The organism is Saccharopolyspora indica, assembly GCF_027853965.1.
Taxonomy (GTDB): domain Bacteria; phylum Actinomycetota; class Actinomycetes; order Mycobacteriales; family Pseudonocardiaceae; genus Saccharopolyspora; species Saccharopolyspora indica.
In genome coordinates, this window is sequence record NZ_JAQGLB010000001.1 from 38,039 (window position 1) to 54,348 (window position 16,310).

Here is a 16,310-nt window from a genome sequence, read left to right on the forward strand (position 1 = left end):
TCCGGTCCCCTGAGTAGTCCCGGGGGCGCGGGCGGGACCCACGTCCCCGGGACGTTCTTCAGCCTTCGTGGTCGAGCAGCCAGCGCTTGACGTCGAGCCCCCAGCTGTACCCGCCGAGGCTCCCGTCGCTGCGGTGCACCCGGTGGCAGGGCACGAACAGCCCGATCCGGTTGATCGCGCACGCCCGCCCAGCCGCCCGCGGCGCTCCCGGTGAGAGCTCGCGGTAGGTCAGCGGCGCGCCCGCTGGCTGGGCCCGCAGCCGTTGCCAGGTCTCCTGCATGAGCGGAGTGCCGGGCTGGCGCACTTCGACGGTGTCGATGGCGGTGAGCTCACCGCCGAAGTACGCCCGCACCGAGGCCAGCGCAGTGCTCTCCTGTTCCCTCGGCGCGGTCGGGGCCGCCGCCAGCCCCAGCGAGGCGAAGAGCGCCGCGCTGGTGTCGGCGAACCCGCAGGCGACGACCACGCCGTCCTCGTCGGTGACGAGCGACAACGGGCCGACGGGCGTGTCCAGGGACTCGGCACCCAGCGTCATCTCACCGGCTCCGCGGCCAGCCGCCGGTAGTCGCGACCGGCGAAGACCAGCGGATCGTTCGCGCCGCCGGTGCTGTGGACGTGGCGGACGGCGCCGAGGAGCAGGGTGTGGTCCGCTGCCTCGATCCGCCGGTCGATCCGGCAGTCGATGCTGACCGGGCTGCCCGTCAGCACCGGGTCGCCGGTGACGGGGGAGGGGTACCAGTCCAGGCCGCCGAACTCGCCCACCGCCCGCCGCCCGGCGAAGTGCGCGGCCAGCGCGCGCTGCCCGGCTCCGAGGACGTTCACGGTGAACGACTCGGCGTGCGCCAGCAGGCCGTGCGTGCGGGTGCGGTGCCCGATCGCCACGAGCAGGGTCGGCGGATCCAGCGAGACCGACAGCGCGGAGTTGATCGTCATGCCGTGCGGTCCGCGGGTGGTGAGGACGGCGACGCCGGTGGGCAGGCGGCGCATCGCCTGCCGGAACACCTCCGCGGTGGGCTGCGGTGTCACCAGACCGGGTCCTTCGGTGCGGGCGCGGCCAGCGCCGGGAAGTGCGGCACGACGTCCTCGGCGAGCTGCGCGACGGCTTCCGCCGCGGGCCGCCTGCCGTGCTGGACGCCGAGCGCCGCGTGGTTGATGCCCGCGTCCTGCCAGCGGTGCAGCAGCTCCAGCAGACCTTCGGTGCCGGTGCGCAGCACGAAGCCGCCGCGCAGCGGGGTCGGCGGGTGCTTCGGGTCCTCGACCAGGTCGATCCACTCGTTGGTGGCCACCGGTTTGAACCGCCCGCCGGGGATGAGCTCGCGCCAGGCGGCGGCCCGCTGGCCCAGCGCGGTCGTGCCCTCGGCGTTGACCGTCACGCCCGGGTAGACCAGCCAGCCGTCGGAGTGCTCGGCGATCCACTCCGGTGTCTGCCGGGAGGAGCCCGTGACCAGCAGCGGGATCCGCCCGCTGACGGGCTTGGGCAGCAGGTCGACGCCCTGCATCCTGCCCAGCGGCGAGGAGATGGTGGGCTTGGTCGACTCCAGCAGCGCCCGGAACATCTGCACCGCCTCGCGGTAGCGCTCACCTCGCGACTCGAAGTCGACGCCGTAGGCGGGGAACTCGGCCGGGCGGTCGCCGGAGGCGATGCCCAGCACCAGCCTGCCGCCGGAGAGGTGGTCCAGGGACGCCGCCTGCTTGGCCAGGTCCACCGGGTGGCGCAGCGAGAAGATGGCGCTGCCCGCGGCCAGCGCGGCCTTGCGGGTGTGCGCGGCGAGCCAGGCCAGGTAGGTCCAGGGGTCGTAGACCTGCCCGACGTCGCCGAAACCGGGGTCGAACAGCGGGACGTCGCGCACCCAGATGGCCGCGAACCCGGCATCGTCGGCCTGCCGGATCGCCTCGCCCTGCCCGGCCATCCCGGCCATGTCCCCGGTGTAGGGCCACAGCGGCAGGAACAGTCCGACCGTCAGCCTGCCGGGCGCGAACATGGTCCGGAACCCGGGGTGCTCGGCCAGCAAGTCTGCTTCAGGCATGGGAAACCTCCACTTGAACGAACGCTCAACCGGGAGCCTAGCGGGCTCTTGAACGAACGTTCAACCGGGATGCTTCTGGAATGAACGTTCACTCGAGTAGGCTGGCCGGGTGCGAGCGCAGGCGAAGAAGACCGAGGCGGCCGAGGTCGTCGACACCCGGACCCGGATCGTGCGTGCCACCGCCCTGTTCCTGCAGCGCCAGGGCTACGAGGGCACCTCGATCAAGCGCATCGGCGCGGAAGCCGGGGTCACGCCCGGCTCGGTGTACCACTTCTTCCCCGGCGGCAAGGAGCAGCTCGCCGCCGAGGCCCTGCGCTACGGAGCCGAGGAGTTCACCGAGCTGCTGCGATCCGGCCTGGACAGCACGCCGGATCCCGCCGATGCGGTAGCGGCCTGCGCCCTGCTGCTCGCCGACAGCCTGCGCGAGTCGGAGTGGACCGACGGCTGCCCCGTCGCGGCTGCGGCGCTGGAGACCATCGGCGCGTCGCCGGAGATCCAGCGCGCCTCCGACGAGTCGCTGCAGCACTGGCAGAACCTGCTCGCGAACAAGCTCACGGCGGGCGGCATCGCCGAAGCGGCGGCCCGCGCGCTGGCGTGCACGATCATCAGCACGATGGAAGGCGCCGAGCTGCTGTGCCGGGTGTCGGCCACCGATCAGCCGCTGCGCACCGCCGCTGAGCACCTGGCCCAGCTCGTGCGCCTGCAGGAGCGCTCGGCCGACCCGGAGTGAACCGGTCCGATGTGGACACGATGACCGCCGGTCCGTGAGGTTGTCACACCTGGCCGACCTCCTTCGTCTGCTCTCCGACAGGCGAGGGGAGAGGAACGGCTATGAACTTGGCCCACGGGCTCGGCGAGCGATCGGATCTGCCGGTGCCGCTCTGGCTGGCGCTCTACGCCGGAGCAGCGGCGGTGCTGATCGCCTTCTTCGCGGTCTCCGCGCTGAGGCCCAAGCCGCGCGCCGGGCGTGAGGTGCCGCTTCCGCTGGCGGGACTGGCGGACGCGCGGATCACTCGCGCGCTGCTGAGAGCCGGAGGCCTGATCGCATTCGGCGTGCTGCTGGCGGTGGCGTGGTTCGGCGCCGACGATTCGCACAACCCGGCGCCGGTCTGGTTCTACGTGTGGTTCTGGGTCGGCCTGATCCCGGCCTCGCTGCTCTTCGGGCCGTTCTGGCGGTTGGTGAACCCGGTGCGGCCGCTGGCCGCGATCGTCCGCAGCTGCCTCCCGCGCGGCGTGCGGCGCGAGTTGCGCTCCGATGGTGCGGGAAACGTGGTGGCGGTCGGTGGGATGATCGCGTTCCTGTGGCTGGAGCTGGCCTCCCCGCACCCGGATTCGCCGCGTGCCGTCGCGGTTTTCGTGACGATCTACGCCGCGGTGCACGCGATCGGCGGCGCGCTGTTCGGGCCGCGGTGGTTCGCGCAGGCGGACACCTTCGAGGTGTACTCCGGGCTGATCGCCGCGATGTCGCCGTTCGGCCGCGGTGCCGACGGGCGGCTGGTGCTGGTGGTGCTGGGCGGGGCGATGTTCGACGGCTTCAGCGGGCTGCCCCTGTGGACCGATCTCACCGGCCTGATCCGGCAACCGGTCACCTCGCTGCTGGCCACCGCGGCGCTGGCGGTGCTGCTCGTGCTGAACGTCCGCGCCTACCGCGAGGCGATCAGGACGACCAGCGCGTACCTCCGGCCAGGTGTGTCCACTGTGGATGACGAGTTCACCTGCCCGATGGTGCCGATCATGGTCGGGTACGGCGTGGCGCACTACTTCTCGTTCGCCGTCTTCGAGGGGCAGCTGGGCTGGCTGCTGGCCACCGACCCGTTCGGCCGGGGCTGGGACCTGCTCGGCGTCGGCGGGGCCTCGGTCGACTACGCGGTGCCGGGACCTGCGGTGATCTCCGCGGTGCAGGTCGGCGCGATCGTGCTCGGGCACGTGATGGGCGTGGTGTCCGCGCACGACCGCGCGTTGCGCGTGGTGCGCGCGGACGACCTGCGCTCCGGGCAGTACCCGATGGTCACGCTCATGGTGGTCTACACCGGGATCGCCATCGTGCTGGTCTCAGCCGGCTGATCCGTTCAGCCGCGCCGCGAGGCGTTCGGCGAGCGGATGCGTTCCGAGGCCGTCCTGCAGCCACTGCTCGACGACAGTCGCGTAGAGCGCCCTCGGCGCCTCGGACCACTCCAGCCCGCCGTGCGGCGGTTCCGGGTCGTACTCGATGCCGAACTGCACCGACCGCGCGGCCTCCGCGCCGGCCAGTTCCTCGACCAGGTGCAGCGCCATGTCGATGCCCGCCGAGACACCGGCAGCGGTGAGCACCGGCCCGTCCTGCACCCAGCGCTCGCCGACCGGGGTGGCGCCGAACTCGGCCAGCACGTCGAGCACCGACCAGTGCGTGGTGGCCCGGCGCCCTTCCAGCAGCCCGGCGGCCCCCAAGATCAGCGCGCCGGTGCACACCGATGTCATCAGATCGGCACCAGGTGCGACGCCGCGCAGGTAGGCGAGCAGGGGCTCGTGGATCACCGCGCGCAGCGTCGGCGTGCCACCGCCCGGCACCACCACCACGTCCGGTGCGGGCACGTCGGCGAAGGTGCGGTCGGCGCGCACCTGCAGCGGGGTGTCGGTGTCGTAGGTCGCCAGCTCTTCGGCGACCACGACCACCCGGAACTCCGGGCGCATCGCGGAGAACATCGACAGCACCTGCAGCGGCCCCACCAGATCGAGGATGGTGCAGCCGGGGTAGAGCACGAACGCGATCGTCTTCTCATCAGCCATGCGCTCATCGTGAACCGCACGCCCGGCCGCCGCCGCGGCCGTGGCCGAAATCCTGCGATGCGCGTCACCGCTGTCACAGGTCCGTCCGCCGGTTCGTCCTATCGGCGAACACACCCTCGGGAAGGGAAGCAGGAGATGATGGACGGCCACAGCCGGCCCGCCAAGCTGCTCGTCCGCTTGGCGACCGTGGTGAGCGCTCTGATGATGCTGGTCTTCGGGATGTGGATGCGGATCGATCCACCGGGCTTCGCGGAGTTCGCGCAATTCCCCAACCACACGCACTTCCTGCACGACGCCGGGGTCTTCCAGATCGGCATCGGCCTGATGATGCTCTCCGCCCTGGTGTGGCGCGACGTGCTGTCGATCGTGCTGGGCGGCTTCATCGTCACCAACACGCTGCACGCGATCAACCACGCCACCGATCTCGAACTCGGCGGCAGCCCGGACACCTGGTGGCAGCTCGGGCTCGTCTCGCTGCTCGCGCTGGCCGGGCTCGTGGCGCACCGCAGGCAGCTGAAAGCGGTGCGGGCACGCGAGACCGCGCGAATCTGAAGGGAAAAGCACGACATGAGGGTTCTGCTCGCCGGTGCCACCGGCGCCATCGGGAAACCACTGCTGACCGCGCTGGCCGGTGCCGGGCACGAGGTGACCGCGATCATCCGGAACCAAGCCAACCGCGACGTGGTGCGCCAGCGCGGCGCCGTCCCGGTGGTCGCGGACGTGATGGATCGCGAAGGCCTGCTGCGGGCCGTGGACGGCATGCGGCTGGACGTGGTGATGCACCAGGCCACGGCCATGCGCGACGCCGGGCTGCGGATCCGCGAGGACGATCCGACGAAGGCGCTGCGCGGTCCGGGCACGGAGCACCTGCTGGCCGCGGCGCGGCTGGTCGGTGCGCGGCGGTTCGTCACCCAGTCGCTGATCACCGGCTACGGCTACCACGACTTCAGCGACCGGGTGCTCACCGAGGACGACGAGTTCGGCCGGATGTTCGGCAACGCGGGCGATCCCGTGGTGGAGACCAGCGTGGCCACCGAGCGCCAGACGTTCAACGCCGAGGGCATCGAGGGAATCGCCTTGCGCTACGGGCTCTTCTACGGTCCGGAGGCGTTCAGCGACATGTTCGCCGACCTGCTCCGCAAGCGGGTTCCGCTGCTGCCGAGGGGGAAGACCGGCGGCACCTGCCTGATCCACGTGCAGGACGCCGCGGAGGCGGCGGTCGCGGCGATGGAGCACGGCGAGCCGGGCAACGCCTACAACATCGTGGACGACGCGCCCATCGGGTGGCGGGACTTCATCGGCACCGTGGCCGAGGCGCACGGCACGCCGCGGCCGATCTCGTTGCCCGCCTGGGTGTTCCGGCGCCTCGTGCCCTACCTCGGCTGCCAGATGATCGACACGACGCTGCGGGTCTCCCACGAGAAGGCGACCCGCGAACTCGGCTGGACGCCGCGGATCCCGGACCTGCGCAGCGGGCTCGGGCTGGCCTGAGCCACCGGGGCATCCCGGCCGCGGCCGGGATGCCCCGCTCCGGTTCACGCAGCGGCGGCCTTGCGGGCCACGGCGCGCAGCATGACCCGGCGGATCAACCCGCTGAACGGCCGGATCAACCGCCAGTAGGACAGCATCTTCCGGCGGGCCGCGGTTCCGGCGGTGATCCGGGTCTCGGTGCGCAGCAGGGTGCCGCCGCCGATCGGGATCAGCTCGAACACCGACGCCGACTTGGCGAAACCGGGCTCGTCGTGGTCGCGGAACTGCTCGGCAGGGCAGGTGCGGCGGAAGTCCCCGGGCCGCAGCCGCCAGAACTGGCTGATCGAGCCGAGCACGACGTACCGCTGCGGCACGGTGGCCAGCTCGAACCAGCCCCGCTGGAGCATCGTCCCGATCATGCTCGACGAACCGGCGGTCGCCGCACCCGCGTCCGGCAGCGACCGGATGCCCATGAGCAGCCGAACCACTGGGAGGTCACCGGGTGAGAAGGTGTTCAGCGCTCTCCACACGGCTTCCGGGCTCTGCCGGATGTGCAGCTCGTGGCGCTCGGCGCCCAGCGGCTGCGGTACGAACTTCTCCAGGACCTCTGACATCGGCACATCCCCATCGGTTGGTCGGCGACAGCCACCGTCGCTCGTGTTCACTCATCGGACGAAGCAGCGGCCGCGGACGTGACAGCCCCGTCCCGCACGGGCAGCAACCGCACCGCCAGCACCCCGGCGCCGACGAGCGCCGCGGCCGCGGCCATCGCGACCGGATAGCCGACGGCACCGGCGACGGCCAGGGCGGCGCTGCCCGCGCCGAAGGCGATCACCGCGCCGACGCTGGACATGGCGCTGTAGTCCGCGCCCGCGGTGGCCGGTCTGGACAGCCGCATCGTCACCGTTGCGATCACCGTCGCCGATGCCGCGTAGGCGATCTTGAACAGCAGGATGGCCACGCCCGTCGCCACCGGCGGACCGGAGCCGGTGGCCAGCGGCAGCAGCGCGAGCACGGTGCCCAGCATGACGAGCCCGAGCAGGACCAGGCATGCACGAGTGCCGAGCCGCGCCACGAGAGTTCCGGCGAGCACCGCGCCCAGCATCGCCAAGGTGTCGCCGAGCAGGTTGACGACCAGCCCGATGCTGGACAGCGACCAGCCCGCGTCCACCAGCATCGGAGCGACCAGCGCGTACGCCGCGAAGATCCCGGCGAAGAAGCACGGCTGCACCACCAGCGTCCAGCGCGCCTTCGAGCGCTCGGTCAGCACGCCGAGCAGCGCGGCGTAGCGGTGCCGCAGGCGCGGCCGCGCGATCTGCTCGGCGGGCTCGGCGAGCCAGAGCAGTTGCACGGCGGGCAGAGCGCTCAGCACCGCCAGCGCGAGCACCGCCGGGGCCCAGCCGAACTCGTCGTAGACGAGCAGCGAGACACCGCCCCCGATGAGGCTGCCGACGTAGCCGCCCGCGACCTGGATCCCGTTGGCGATCCCGTGCTGCTCGGGGCGCAACAACCGGACCGTGAGCGCGTCGACGGCGATGTCCTGGGTGGCGGAGAGGACTCCGGTGGCGAGCGCGGCGAACAGCACGAGCCCGAGGTCGGCGACCGGATCGAGCACGAGCAGGCTCAGCAGCGCCAGCGCGAGCGCCGGCTGCAGGACGAGCAACCACGACCGGTAGTGCCCGCGCCGGGCGGAACCGAAGCGGTCCACCAGCGGCGCCCACAGCACCCGCATCGCCGAGAGCATCGAAACCACTTGCAGCAGGCCGAGCTGCTCCAGCCCCACGCCGCGGTCGCGCAGGATGGACGCGAGCGCGGTGGCGAAGAACGCGGTGCCGAGGAACTGCGCGGTGTAGAGCGTCGCCAGCAACCGGTAGCCGACCGGCGGCGCTCCGCTTCCCTTGTCTACCGCTGTCATGCGGCCCACTCTGCGCGAGACCGCGCCGCCGGGGCCGAAAGACGTCCGCAATCCTGTGCGACATGTCCTTCCGGGAGGAACTGGTCAGATGAGCACTGCAGACCGCCGCGTCGTCATCGTCGGCTACCCCGACGTCGAGCTGCTGGACGTGGCCTGTCCGGGCGACGCGTTCGCCTCGGCCAACCGGGCCGGTGCCGCACCGGCCTACTCGGTGGAGCTGGCGACCTCGCGCGGCGCGACGATCCGGAGTTCGTGCGGTATCGCGCTGGTCGCGCAGCGAGCGCTGGAACAGGTCGCGGGACCGGTGGACACGCTGATCGTCGCGGGCGGGCACGGGCACTTCGCCGCCAGCGAGGACCGGCGGATCGTGGCGCAGATCAGCCGGATAGCCAGGGACAGCAGGAGAATCGTGTCGATCTGCACCGGTGTCTCGCTGCTCGCCGCCGCGGGTCTGGTCGACGGCAAGCGGGTGGCCACGCACTGGCAGCACGCCGCCCGGATCGCGGCCAGGTTCCCGGCCGTCGTGGTGGATCCGGTGCCGCTGTACATCTCGGACGGTCGCCTGCACACCTCGGCCGGGGTGACCAGCGCGCTGGACCTGAGCCTGAGCCTGATCGCCGACGACCACGGCCCGACGCTGGCCCGGAAAGTGGCTCAGACCCTGGTGACCTACCTGCACCGCCGCGGCGACCAGGCGCAGATCAGCATGTTCCTGGCCGCGCGGCCGCCCGGTGACCGGGTGGTGCGGGACCTCCTCGGCTACATCGCGGGCAACCTCGCGGCGGACCTCTCGGCCCCGGCGCTGGCGGCCCGCGCGGGCATCAGCGTCCGCCACCTGCGCAGGCTGTTCGTCAACCAGCTGGACACCACGCCGGGCCGCTACGTCCGAGCGGCCCGAACCGAAGCGGTGGCCCACCTGCTGACCTCCAGCGACCTGCCGCTGGACACGATCGCCCGCCGCTGCGGCTTCGGCACGACGGAAACGCTCCGCCAAGCCTTCCGGGACCGCTACGGAGCGAGCCCCACCCGGCAACGCCTGGCGGCGACCGCGCCGGGAGCGAAGAATGCGAGCGATAATAGTATTCACGAAATGGGCGGGAATTCTGATCTGTGACGGGATGGCGCGGTTCCCCGCCGCTGTTTCGGATCGCAGTTCATTCCGGTTCTGCGCGGCGGTCCGATCGGGTTAGGTCTCGCGGGTGAACCGGGAATCCTCGCCTGGCCCCCTTTGCGGGGTGGCGTTACCTTCGATTCCAGCGGATTCGGCCGGCTCATCTGGTTTCTGCTCCGGCTGGAAATTGATTGCCCCATTTCCGGGAGGACAGGTGCGGGTCAAAGTCAGCCCATTCGACGTCGCCGTCGGCGTTCAGCAGGACAAGCTCACCGCTGCCGTCGAAAAGCTGTACGGGAAGCTGTACCCGATCACCGATGGGAATATCTTCAAAGGAACTCGCAATTTCCAGGGCACGAAGGTCGAATGGGACGTCAGGAAACCTCCCGGGTTTCAGCTGGAGGCGCCCACGCTGGAAACGTGGAAGACCTGCATCGATCGCAAGGGGAACAGTCTCAGCGGTGCCACCTCGGTTCCTTCCGGAGCGGTGTTCTCGGTCATCCTCCCCGAATTCTTCGGCCAGTTCACGAGAGAGGGCGGAGACCCGATCGGCGGCGCCACGAAGGTGATCGCCTACGGGAAGGCCGAGGTCGCGGCCAAAGCGCTGACCATCAAGACGCTGGCCCTGTGGCTCGACCAGTCGCACTGGAACCAGTGGGACAAGACGATCGTCAACCAGGTCATCGTGCCGCAAGTCCTGGACATGGTCGACTCGGTGCTGGCGGGCCTGAAGCTCCCGGTCCTCGAACCGGTGCCCGAGATCAAGCTGGACCTGGAACTGGGCGAAGTGCTGATCGCCGACAAGCGACTGCTGATCACCGCCGTGCAGAAGTCCGGTCGCGGTGATTCCCGAATCGACCTCACCATTCCGCAGAAGGACGTCTTCGCGCTGCTGGGCAAGGACCTGGCCGGGCGGTTGATCAGCGGGAAGATCCAGAAGATGTCGGCGAAGGAGCGGCAGCTCTGGGACTGGCGGGAGGACTACAAGTACCTGAAGCCGCGGGCGACCGTGTGGCTGGACAAGGTGCTCGACATCTCGTTCCCGGGAACGTCGGATCCGGCGCGGATCAAGGCCCGGCCGGTGATCACCGCGGTGGCATCGGTGGATCCGGGCTCGATGTCGGAGAAGAAGTGCTCGGTGGAACGCGGCGGGAACAAGCTCTGACCAGCTCCGAGGAGATGATCTCGTGGACAACGACTTCGCCGTGTGCGTCGATCAGGAGACGCTGAACAGCTCCCTCCGCGTGCTGCACGGGCGGCCCGACCTCAAGAACTTCCGGGAGGGCAAGCAGCAGGTCACGATCAGCGGGAACAGCGAGTGGGTGGAGTGGAAGATCGAGGACCCGCCTTACCTGACCTTGCAGGCGCCGAGCGATGATCTGTGGCGGGACGCGATCAAGGAGAACGAGGGAGCGCCCAAACCGACGACCAACGCGTTCGTGCTGGCCGTCCCCAAGTTCTGGTTCAAGCGGGAAGGGCACGACGGCAGGACCACCTCGATCGAGGCGATCTGCACGCTGACCGCGCAGGACGGCAGGTGCACCTTCACCCCGCACGGGGCCAAGGTCGACCTGACCGGGTTCGTGGAAGCCGACCGGATCATCTACCGCCAGATCATCGTGCCCAGACTGCTGCGCGAGGCGGGCAAGCTGCTCGCCGGGCTGGCGGTGCCGAACATCGACGTCTACGGGCTCGGCTTCGGCCCCATCGCCGCCGCAGTCGGCGACGAGCGGGTCATCACCGTGGCGAACCTCAGAGGCCGGCCGAACGCCACACCGCCGTCCACCACCGCGCTGCCCAAGCGCGGGAACTACGTGCTGCTCAGCAAGAACACGATGGAGAAGGGCGCGCAGCTGGCGGCTGCGCTGATCAAGGGCTACGCCTTGCGACGCGGTGGCGGCGTCGAGTACTGGGGAGGCTGGTACCAGTACGCAGCGGGGTTCCAGGTCAACGACGTCAAGGTCCACGCCAGCGGCCCGAAGACCTTCTCCGTCTACCCGGATCTCGGCGGCTGGGCATCCGTCGACGGGCGGCACTGGCTCGTCTGGTACCACCTCGGGTACAAGTTCGTCTCCCACCCCAATCCGGTCGAGGCGGTCGTCGATCTGAACGTCGCGGAGGACAAGGTCTCCCTGAAGCTCACCGATCTCAAGGACTTCTGGGTAGAAGCGGTCAGCGACGGGCACTGGTTGTCCTGGATCTGCAAGCCGATCGTGCAGGCGATCGTCGACAACTGCGTCCCCAAGGGACGCGAGTACCTGATCGGGAAGTCGGCTCACATCTTCACCGTGTCCGCGATCCCGCTGGACATCGCCGGGGTGAAGGTGACGCTGACGCTCCGGAACCTCGAACTCGACGAGTACGACGGGATGGCGCGGCTGACCGCCACGCCGTCGCTGTCCTGACCGGGACCCGAGCCCAGCCGGAGGAATCCGCGTGAGCATCATCAAGTACGACGTCGACATCGATTCGAAGCCGTACCTGACCGTCACGGCGCAGCTCGACGGCCAGCACCAGCTGAAGATCAAGGCCAGCGAACTGGACGCCGTCCACCTCAAACCCGCTCTCGCCCCGAACCAGTCGTGGGTGACCACCGGTATCTCCGGAGTCGCCTATCCGGTGATCCTGTTCGTCTGCGAGGCGATGAGCGACCACGTGGTGAACGGCCAGATCAAGGAACGGCGGATCGGCGGCGTGATCATGAAGCTCGTCGACTTCACGCTCAAGCCCAAGCTGGAGTTCGACTTCAAGGTCAAGACCGAAGCGGTCAACGTCTCCTTCAAGGACCCCGGCGTCGCCACGCACGAGGACATGCTGCTGCTCAGCGCTTCGGAGATCACCATCACCTGACCGGCCCGGCCCGAGGAGGTCGTCGCAATGACCAGCCAATCCGGTTCCGGACGGGGAGCGGCCCACCCGGTGCGGGAGTTCGCCGTCACCGAGGACCTGGAGTTCCCGCTGGCCCGCACCGTCGAAATGCCACCGGAGGTCGGCTATCCGACCGGCGCGCTCAACTTCCGGTTGAGCTCGCTGGTCATCGCGTTGGACGGCGGGGCGGCAGCGGAGTCCGCTCCGGGGCAGGCGCGGCGCGTCCTGCGGCTCCCGCCGTTGGAACTGAGCGGGGAGTGCTCGCTGACCGCGTTCCCCGACCCGATCGTCGACATCGACACGGCGGGCGACCTGTCCGAACTGCCGCCGCACGCGCTCCGGCCCACCGTCGGTGGCGCGACCGAGGCCGAACGGAGCTCGGACGACGACAAGAAGAAGGCGTGGTGGGTCGCCCAGGCGAAGGGGGAGCGGGAGAAGCTCCAGGAACTGGAGAAGAAGGGCAAGCCCGCGCCGAAGAAGATGCTCGCGGACTTCGGCCAGCACAACGAGGCGTTCGACAAGGCCTTCCAGGAGGACCGGGGTTTGCAGGACATCTGGAAGGACAAGGACGCCACCAAGATGATGGCCGAGGACACCTCCAAGGCCGTCGCCGATGGCAAGACCAAGGTCAACGACCAGCGGAAGTACCCGTCCAGCGCCTCGGGAGACCTGAGCTACAACGGCAGCGCGTTCGTCCGGCAGGGCGTGCTGTTCGACGCCCTCAGCGAGCTGGCCAGGACCTATCCCAAGGAGGAGAAGAAGTACAAGGACGCGGCGAAAGCCGTTGCGGACTTCAGCGGTACGGTCCAGAAGGACACCGGGAACACGTCCGAGGCGACGAAAGCGATGACCGCGACCGAGGTGTACCAGGTCGTGGAGAAGCACTCCGGGAAGTCGGTCTCCAAGTCGTTCGACGAGTGGCAGGCGTTGTACAGCGCCGAGCCGGGAACCGGTGGCGCAGCCGCCACCGCCGAGGGTGCGGTACCCGGCCAGCTCTCCGCGCCCGTGCGAGCGGCTCTGGCGCAGGCCCGCCGGGCCAGGGCGCTGCAACGGGCACGCGAACGTTCCGAGCAGCGCACCACGCTGCACCGCAGCGCGTGCACCGCGCGCATCGACGGTGCTCGGGTGATCTTGGACTACGGGCCGGACGAGGAGCCGCTGATCGAAGTGGAACTCCCGGTCTTCGACCTGGAGATCGATGATTCGCGGTGGCAGGGCGCGGTCGGCGCCGTGGCGCGGGAACGGCTCGCGCGCACGCACTTCGTGCAGAGCCTGGTGCGCGACGCCGTGGCCGACCGCCTCCGGCGCGCAGTGCTGGACGGCTCGCTCGTGCCATCCGGGGGCATCGCCGGATGACCGAACTGGACGAGAATCAGGGCCGGACGGCGCTGCGCCTCCCGGGCTGCGCCGCAGCGCGCGATCCGGTGCGGGCGGCGTGGGACGAGCTGCTGCCGGACGCCCATCGCCGCTACCAGGAGACCTTGACCGACCGGCTGGAACCGCAACGCGGCTACCTCACCGCCACCGAGTACGCGATCTACCACGGCGGCAAGAGGCTGCGGCCGCTGTTGCTGCTGCTCAGCGCCCACCTCGTGCTCGGCCCGCGCCCGGCGCCGCAGAAGGTCGTGGACGGGGCGGTCGCGCTGGAGATGCTGCACGTGGCGACGCTGATCCACGACGACGTGGTGGACGACTCGCTGCTGCGGCGCGGTATGGCCTCGGTGAACGCCGCCCGGGGCGCGGAGACCGCGATCATCGTCGGCGACATGCAGTTCGTGCAGGCGGTGCGCGGGTTCATCGACGTCATCGACCACGAGCGGGACATGGACCTGGTGAAGATGGTGCTGGACACCGCGTTCCGGGTGTGCTGCGGCGAACTCGACGAGCTCCAGGTGGACCCGTCGTGGGACACCGGCCTCCTGCTCGCCCGGTACTGGGAGACGATCGACCGCAAGACCGCGGTGCTGTTCGGCCTGGCCTGCGAAGCCGGGGTGGTGCTGGCCGGTGGCCGATCCGCCGACGCCCGGCGCGCGGGGTTCTTCGGCAGGCGAGTCGGCCGGGCCTTCCAGGTGATGGACGACCTGCTCGACCTGGTGCAGGACGAGGAGAAGTCGGGAAAACCCCGGGGGATGGACCTGGCGCGCTGCCGCGCCTCGCTGCCGATCATCTACGCGCTGGACGAGCTGGGCCCGGATCACGCCGTCACCCGCGCGTTCCGGGGTGGCGAACCGGTCGGCGGTGAGCACGCCGTGAACGAGGTGCGCCGCACACGCGGATTCGCCCGCGCCTACGCCGATGCGCGGGCCCAGGCCCTGGACGCGCTGGAGTACCTGCGTCCTTTCCGGCCCGGTCCGCACCGCGCCGCGCTGGCCGATCTGGCGCTGCACGTCGTGGACCGGGCGCCGTAACCGCAGTCGACAGTGCAAGGAGTTGGACATGAGCGTGGAACCGTTCCGCTTCGTCGCCAATGTTTTGCGCGCGGGAGCGAACAAGAAGGGTTCGAAGCTGTGGCTCCCGGACCTCCTCGGAACCCTCAAGGACGACAAGGGAAATCTCGTACTGCCGATCAAGGCCGACAAGTGGACCATTCCGAAGATCGACGGTGACCCGGGCAAGACCGCGCAGGCGCGGGCCATCACGGCCGGCGACCGCGAACTGGTCAGGCTCCTGAAGGCGAAGAACCTCCCGCACGACTTCAAGCTGTTCGTGCACCCGAACCGGCCGTGGCCGGCGATCGACCTGCTGACGGTGCAGGTGGACGGGCTGCCCAACGCCCACGTCGGCGACATCGCCGTCTCCCAGCACTCGGCGACCGCGCTGCGCTGCGTGGTGCCGGTGACCTTCGGCCACTACCAGGACGAGGTGAAGCTCGCGAAGAAGGTGGGGATCGCCGGGAAGTACTCCGTCCGCCTGGACCTCGGGATCTCCGACAAGGAGAAGAACCCGCCGGAGCTCACCCAGCGGACCCTCAGCACCACCGTTCCGGAACTGCCGCACTGGCCGGAGCTGAAGCTCAACGTCACGGGCGGGTTCGCGCTGCGGTTCAACGCCCTCCAGGGGCAGATCACCTGCGACATCTCGGTGTCCGGATCCGGTACCCAGCGCAAGCTCGCGCTGTCCGTCGTCGAGGTGAAGTGCTGGAGCGACCAGAGCAACCCCGTCGAGTTCGACAACGAGAGGTTCACGGTCGACAAGGGCAACACCAAGTTCGACGCGGACTGGATCGAGGGCAACAGGAAGATGTTCCTGAACCTGCTCAACAGCGAGCCGGCCGCCAAGACCTTCTTCGCCAGCGTGAACACCGAGCTGAGCAAGGAGAACAACCGCACCGCGCTGTCCGCGGAGCTGACCAGGCGGTTCCGCCAGTTGATCGACGACGCGCTCGGTGCGGTCCCCAACAGCGGCCTCCACGACGGGACCGTCGAGCGGCTGCACCCGGTCACCCAGTACCTCTTCGACCGGCTGCGCACCGCGCTGAACAACAAGGACAGCGCGTTCTTCCCGCCCGCGACCATCCTGTCGCTGACCGACCCGGCGCTGGACCCGTACAAGCTGCCCGCCGACGTCAAGCTGCCCGACCTGTGGATCCCGACGGAGAAGGTGAAGGTGCACAGCATCTACCTCAAGGAAGGCTCCAAGCTCACCGGCGGTTCGAACGCGCTGTTCCCGGCCGCGGACATGAAGGCGATCGCCGGCGGTATCAGCGCGGTGCTGAAACTGGGCGAGATCACCACCGAGACGAAGGTGAAGACGCGCGACGGCACGTTGAAGGTGGTGCCGCTGCCGCCGATCACGCTGGCCGGGGACCTCACCGCCAAGATCGGCACCGACCCCGGCACGCTCAAGGCGACCTACTCCGTTGCGATCAAGAAGGCGTCCATGGCCATCGAGGCCGCCGTGACGGGCAAGGACGCCGCCGACCTCACCGTGAAGTTCGGCAAGCTGGTTCCGTCGATCGCGCTCGCCGACCTGACCATCGCGGTCAAGACCGGTGGGACCTTCGACAAGGAGATCAACCGGGAGCTGAACAAGGACGAGCCGAAGCAGGCCGTGGTGGACGGCATCAAGGCGGAAGTGGAGAAGAACCGGGAGTCGATCGGCAACCGGGTCACCGAGGACGCGCGCAAGCTCATCAAGAAGAACACCGACACCTGAG

Annotated in this window: 17 protein-coding genes; 11 read left to right on the forward strand and 6 right to left on the reverse strand. The window is 69.7% G+C overall.

Annotated features, from left to right (window positions below):
• Positions 1-58: 58 nt before the first annotated feature.
• From OU416_RS00180 to OU416_RS00190, 3 genes are read right to left on the reverse strand one after another with little or no spacing between them, the layout of a single operon-like run.
• Complete coding sequence (locus OU416_RS00180; RefSeq protein WP_270924693.1) at positions 59-532, reverse strand: methylated-DNA--[protein]-cysteine S-methyltransferase; 474 nt, start codon at positions 530-532, stop codon at positions 59-61.
• Positions 529-1,023, reverse strand: a complete 495-nt coding sequence (locus OU416_RS00185; RefSeq protein WP_270924694.1) for a flavin reductase family protein — start codon at positions 1,021-1,023, stop codon at positions 529-531. Before OU416_RS00185 ends, OU416_RS00180 begins: the two co-directional genes overlap by 4 nt.
• Entirely contained in the window at positions 1,020-2,024 is a 1,005-nt protein-coding gene (locus OU416_RS00190) for an LLM class oxidoreductase (RefSeq protein ID WP_270924695.1), read from the reverse strand. The genes OU416_RS00185 and OU416_RS00190 overlap by 4 nt, the downstream gene beginning before the upstream one ends.
• A 109-nt stretch (positions 2,025-2,133) precedes the next feature.
• Here OU416_RS00190 and OU416_RS00195 point away from each other — a divergent pair, with 109 nt between their 5' ends.
• A complete protein-coding gene (locus tag OU416_RS00195) occupies positions 2,134-2,754 on the forward strand; it encodes a TetR/AcrR family transcriptional regulator (RefSeq protein WP_270924696.1) in 621 nt (206 codons plus the stop codon).
• Between the two features lie 101 nt (positions 2,755-2,855).
• Positions 2,856-4,088 (forward strand): hypothetical protein, encoded by a 1,233-nt coding sequence (locus OU416_RS00200; protein ID WP_270924697.1) that lies wholly within the window; start codon positions 2,856-2,858, stop codon positions 4,086-4,088.
• Here OU416_RS00200 and OU416_RS00205 read toward each other — a convergent pair.
• The gene (locus OU416_RS00205; RefSeq protein ID WP_270924698.1) at positions 4,077-4,790 is read right to left on the reverse strand and encodes a DJ-1/PfpI family protein; all 714 of its coding nucleotides are present in this window, start codon (positions 4,788-4,790) and stop codon (positions 4,077-4,079) included. The two genes, OU416_RS00200 and OU416_RS00205, sit on opposite strands and share 12 nt — an antisense overlap.
• 138 nt (positions 4,791-4,928) lie before the next feature.
• Between OU416_RS00205 and OU416_RS00210 the strand changes: the two genes are divergently transcribed.
• Both OU416_RS00210 and OU416_RS00215 read left to right on the forward strand, forming a co-directional pair.
• On the forward strand, positions 4,929-5,342 hold the full coding sequence (locus tag OU416_RS00210; RefSeq protein WP_270924699.1) for a hypothetical protein: 414 nt from the start codon (positions 4,929-4,931) through the stop codon (positions 5,340-5,342).
• A 15-nt stretch (positions 5,343-5,357) separates the two neighbouring features.
• Positions 5,358-6,281: an NAD-dependent epimerase/dehydratase family protein gene (locus OU416_RS00215; RefSeq protein WP_270924700.1), complete on the forward strand. Its 924-nt coding sequence runs from the start codon at positions 5,358-5,360 to the stop codon at positions 6,279-6,281.
• 44 nt (positions 6,282-6,325) lie between these two features.
• Here OU416_RS00215 and OU416_RS00220 read toward each other — a convergent pair whose 3' ends face one another.
• Entirely contained in the window at positions 6,326-6,874 is a 549-nt protein-coding gene (locus OU416_RS00220; protein ID WP_270924701.1) for a hypothetical protein, read from the reverse strand.
• Positions 6,875-6,921: 47 nt separating this feature from the next.
• Entirely contained in the window at positions 6,922-8,175 is a 1,254-nt protein-coding gene (locus tag OU416_RS00225) for an MFS transporter (RefSeq protein ID WP_270924702.1), read from the reverse strand.
• 88 nt (positions 8,176-8,263) lie between these two features.
• Between OU416_RS00225 and OU416_RS00230 the strand changes: the two genes are divergently transcribed.
• From OU416_RS00230 to OU416_RS00260, 7 genes are all read left to right on the forward strand, one after another.
• Entirely contained in the window at positions 8,264-9,289 is a 1,026-nt protein-coding gene (locus OU416_RS00230; protein WP_270924703.1) for a GlxA family transcriptional regulator, read from the forward strand.
• A gap of 85 nt (positions 9,290-9,374) precedes the next feature.
• Entirely contained in the window at positions 9,375-10,451 is a 1,077-nt protein-coding gene (locus tag OU416_RS00235; protein ID WP_270924704.1) for a hypothetical protein, read from the forward strand.
• A 22-nt stretch (positions 10,452-10,473) separates the two neighbouring features.
• Complete coding sequence (locus tag OU416_RS00240; protein ID WP_270924705.1) at positions 10,474-11,691, forward strand: hypothetical protein; 1,218 nt, start codon at positions 10,474-10,476, stop codon at positions 11,689-11,691.
• A 31-nt stretch (positions 11,692-11,722) separates the two neighbouring features.
• The gene (locus OU416_RS00245) at positions 11,723-12,136 is read left to right on the forward strand and encodes a hypothetical protein (RefSeq protein WP_270924706.1); all 414 of its coding nucleotides are present in this window, start codon (positions 11,723-11,725) and stop codon (positions 12,134-12,136) included.
• A 27-nt stretch (positions 12,137-12,163) separates the two neighbouring features.
• On the forward strand, positions 12,164-13,510 hold the full coding sequence (locus OU416_RS00250; RefSeq protein WP_270924707.1) for a hypothetical protein: 1,347 nt from the start codon (positions 12,164-12,166) through the stop codon (positions 13,508-13,510).
• On the forward strand, positions 13,507-14,562 hold the full coding sequence (locus OU416_RS00255; RefSeq protein ID WP_270924708.1) for a polyprenyl synthetase family protein: 1,056 nt from the start codon (positions 13,507-13,509) through the stop codon (positions 14,560-14,562). Before OU416_RS00250 ends, OU416_RS00255 begins: the two co-directional genes overlap by 4 nt.
• A gap of 28 nt (positions 14,563-14,590) precedes the next feature.
• Entirely contained in the window at positions 14,591-16,309 is a 1,719-nt protein-coding gene (locus OU416_RS00260) for a hypothetical protein (protein WP_270924709.1), read from the forward strand.
• Position 16,310: the final 1 nt, after the last annotated feature.

Coding starts and splice junctions, on each gene's coding strand:
- OU416_RS00210 (WP_270924699.1), top strand. CDS start 4,929: ATGGACGGCCACAGCCGGCCCGCCAAGCTGCTCGTCCGCTTGGCGACC.
- OU416_RS00220 (WP_270924701.1), bottom strand. CDS start 6,874: ATGTCAGAGGTCCTGGAGAAGTTCGTACCGCAGCCGCTGGGCGCCGAG.
- OU416_RS00255 (WP_270924708.1), top strand. CDS start 13,507: ATGACCGAACTGGACGAGAATCAGGGCCGGACGGCGCTGCGCCTCCCG.
- OU416_RS00190 (WP_270924695.1), bottom strand. CDS start 2,024: ATGCCTGAAGCAGACTTGCTGGCCGAGCACCCCGGGTTCCGGACCATG.
- OU416_RS00260 (WP_270924709.1), top strand. CDS start 14,591: ATGAGCGTGGAACCGTTCCGCTTCGTCGCCAATGTTTTGCGCGCGGGA.
- OU416_RS00200 (WP_270924697.1), top strand. CDS start 2,856: ATGAACTTGGCCCACGGGCTCGGCGAGCGATCGGATCTGCCGGTGCCG.
- OU416_RS00230 (WP_270924703.1), top strand. CDS start 8,264: ATGAGCACTGCAGACCGCCGCGTCGTCATCGTCGGCTACCCCGACGTC.
- OU416_RS00215 (WP_270924700.1), top strand. CDS start 5,358: ATGAGGGTTCTGCTCGCCGGTGCCACCGGCGCCATCGGGAAACCACTG.
- OU416_RS00225 (WP_270924702.1), bottom strand. CDS start 8,175: ATGACAGCGGTAGACAAGGGAAGCGGAGCGCCGCCGGTCGGCTACCGG.
- OU416_RS00180 (WP_270924693.1), bottom strand. CDS start 532: ATGACGCTGGGTGCCGAGTCCCTGGACACGCCCGTCGGCCCGTTGTCG.
- OU416_RS00205 (WP_270924698.1), bottom strand. CDS start 4,790: ATGGCTGATGAGAAGACGATCGCGTTCGTGCTCTACCCCGGCTGCACC.
- OU416_RS00250 (WP_270924707.1), top strand. CDS start 12,164: ATGACCAGCCAATCCGGTTCCGGACGGGGAGCGGCCCACCCGGTGCGG.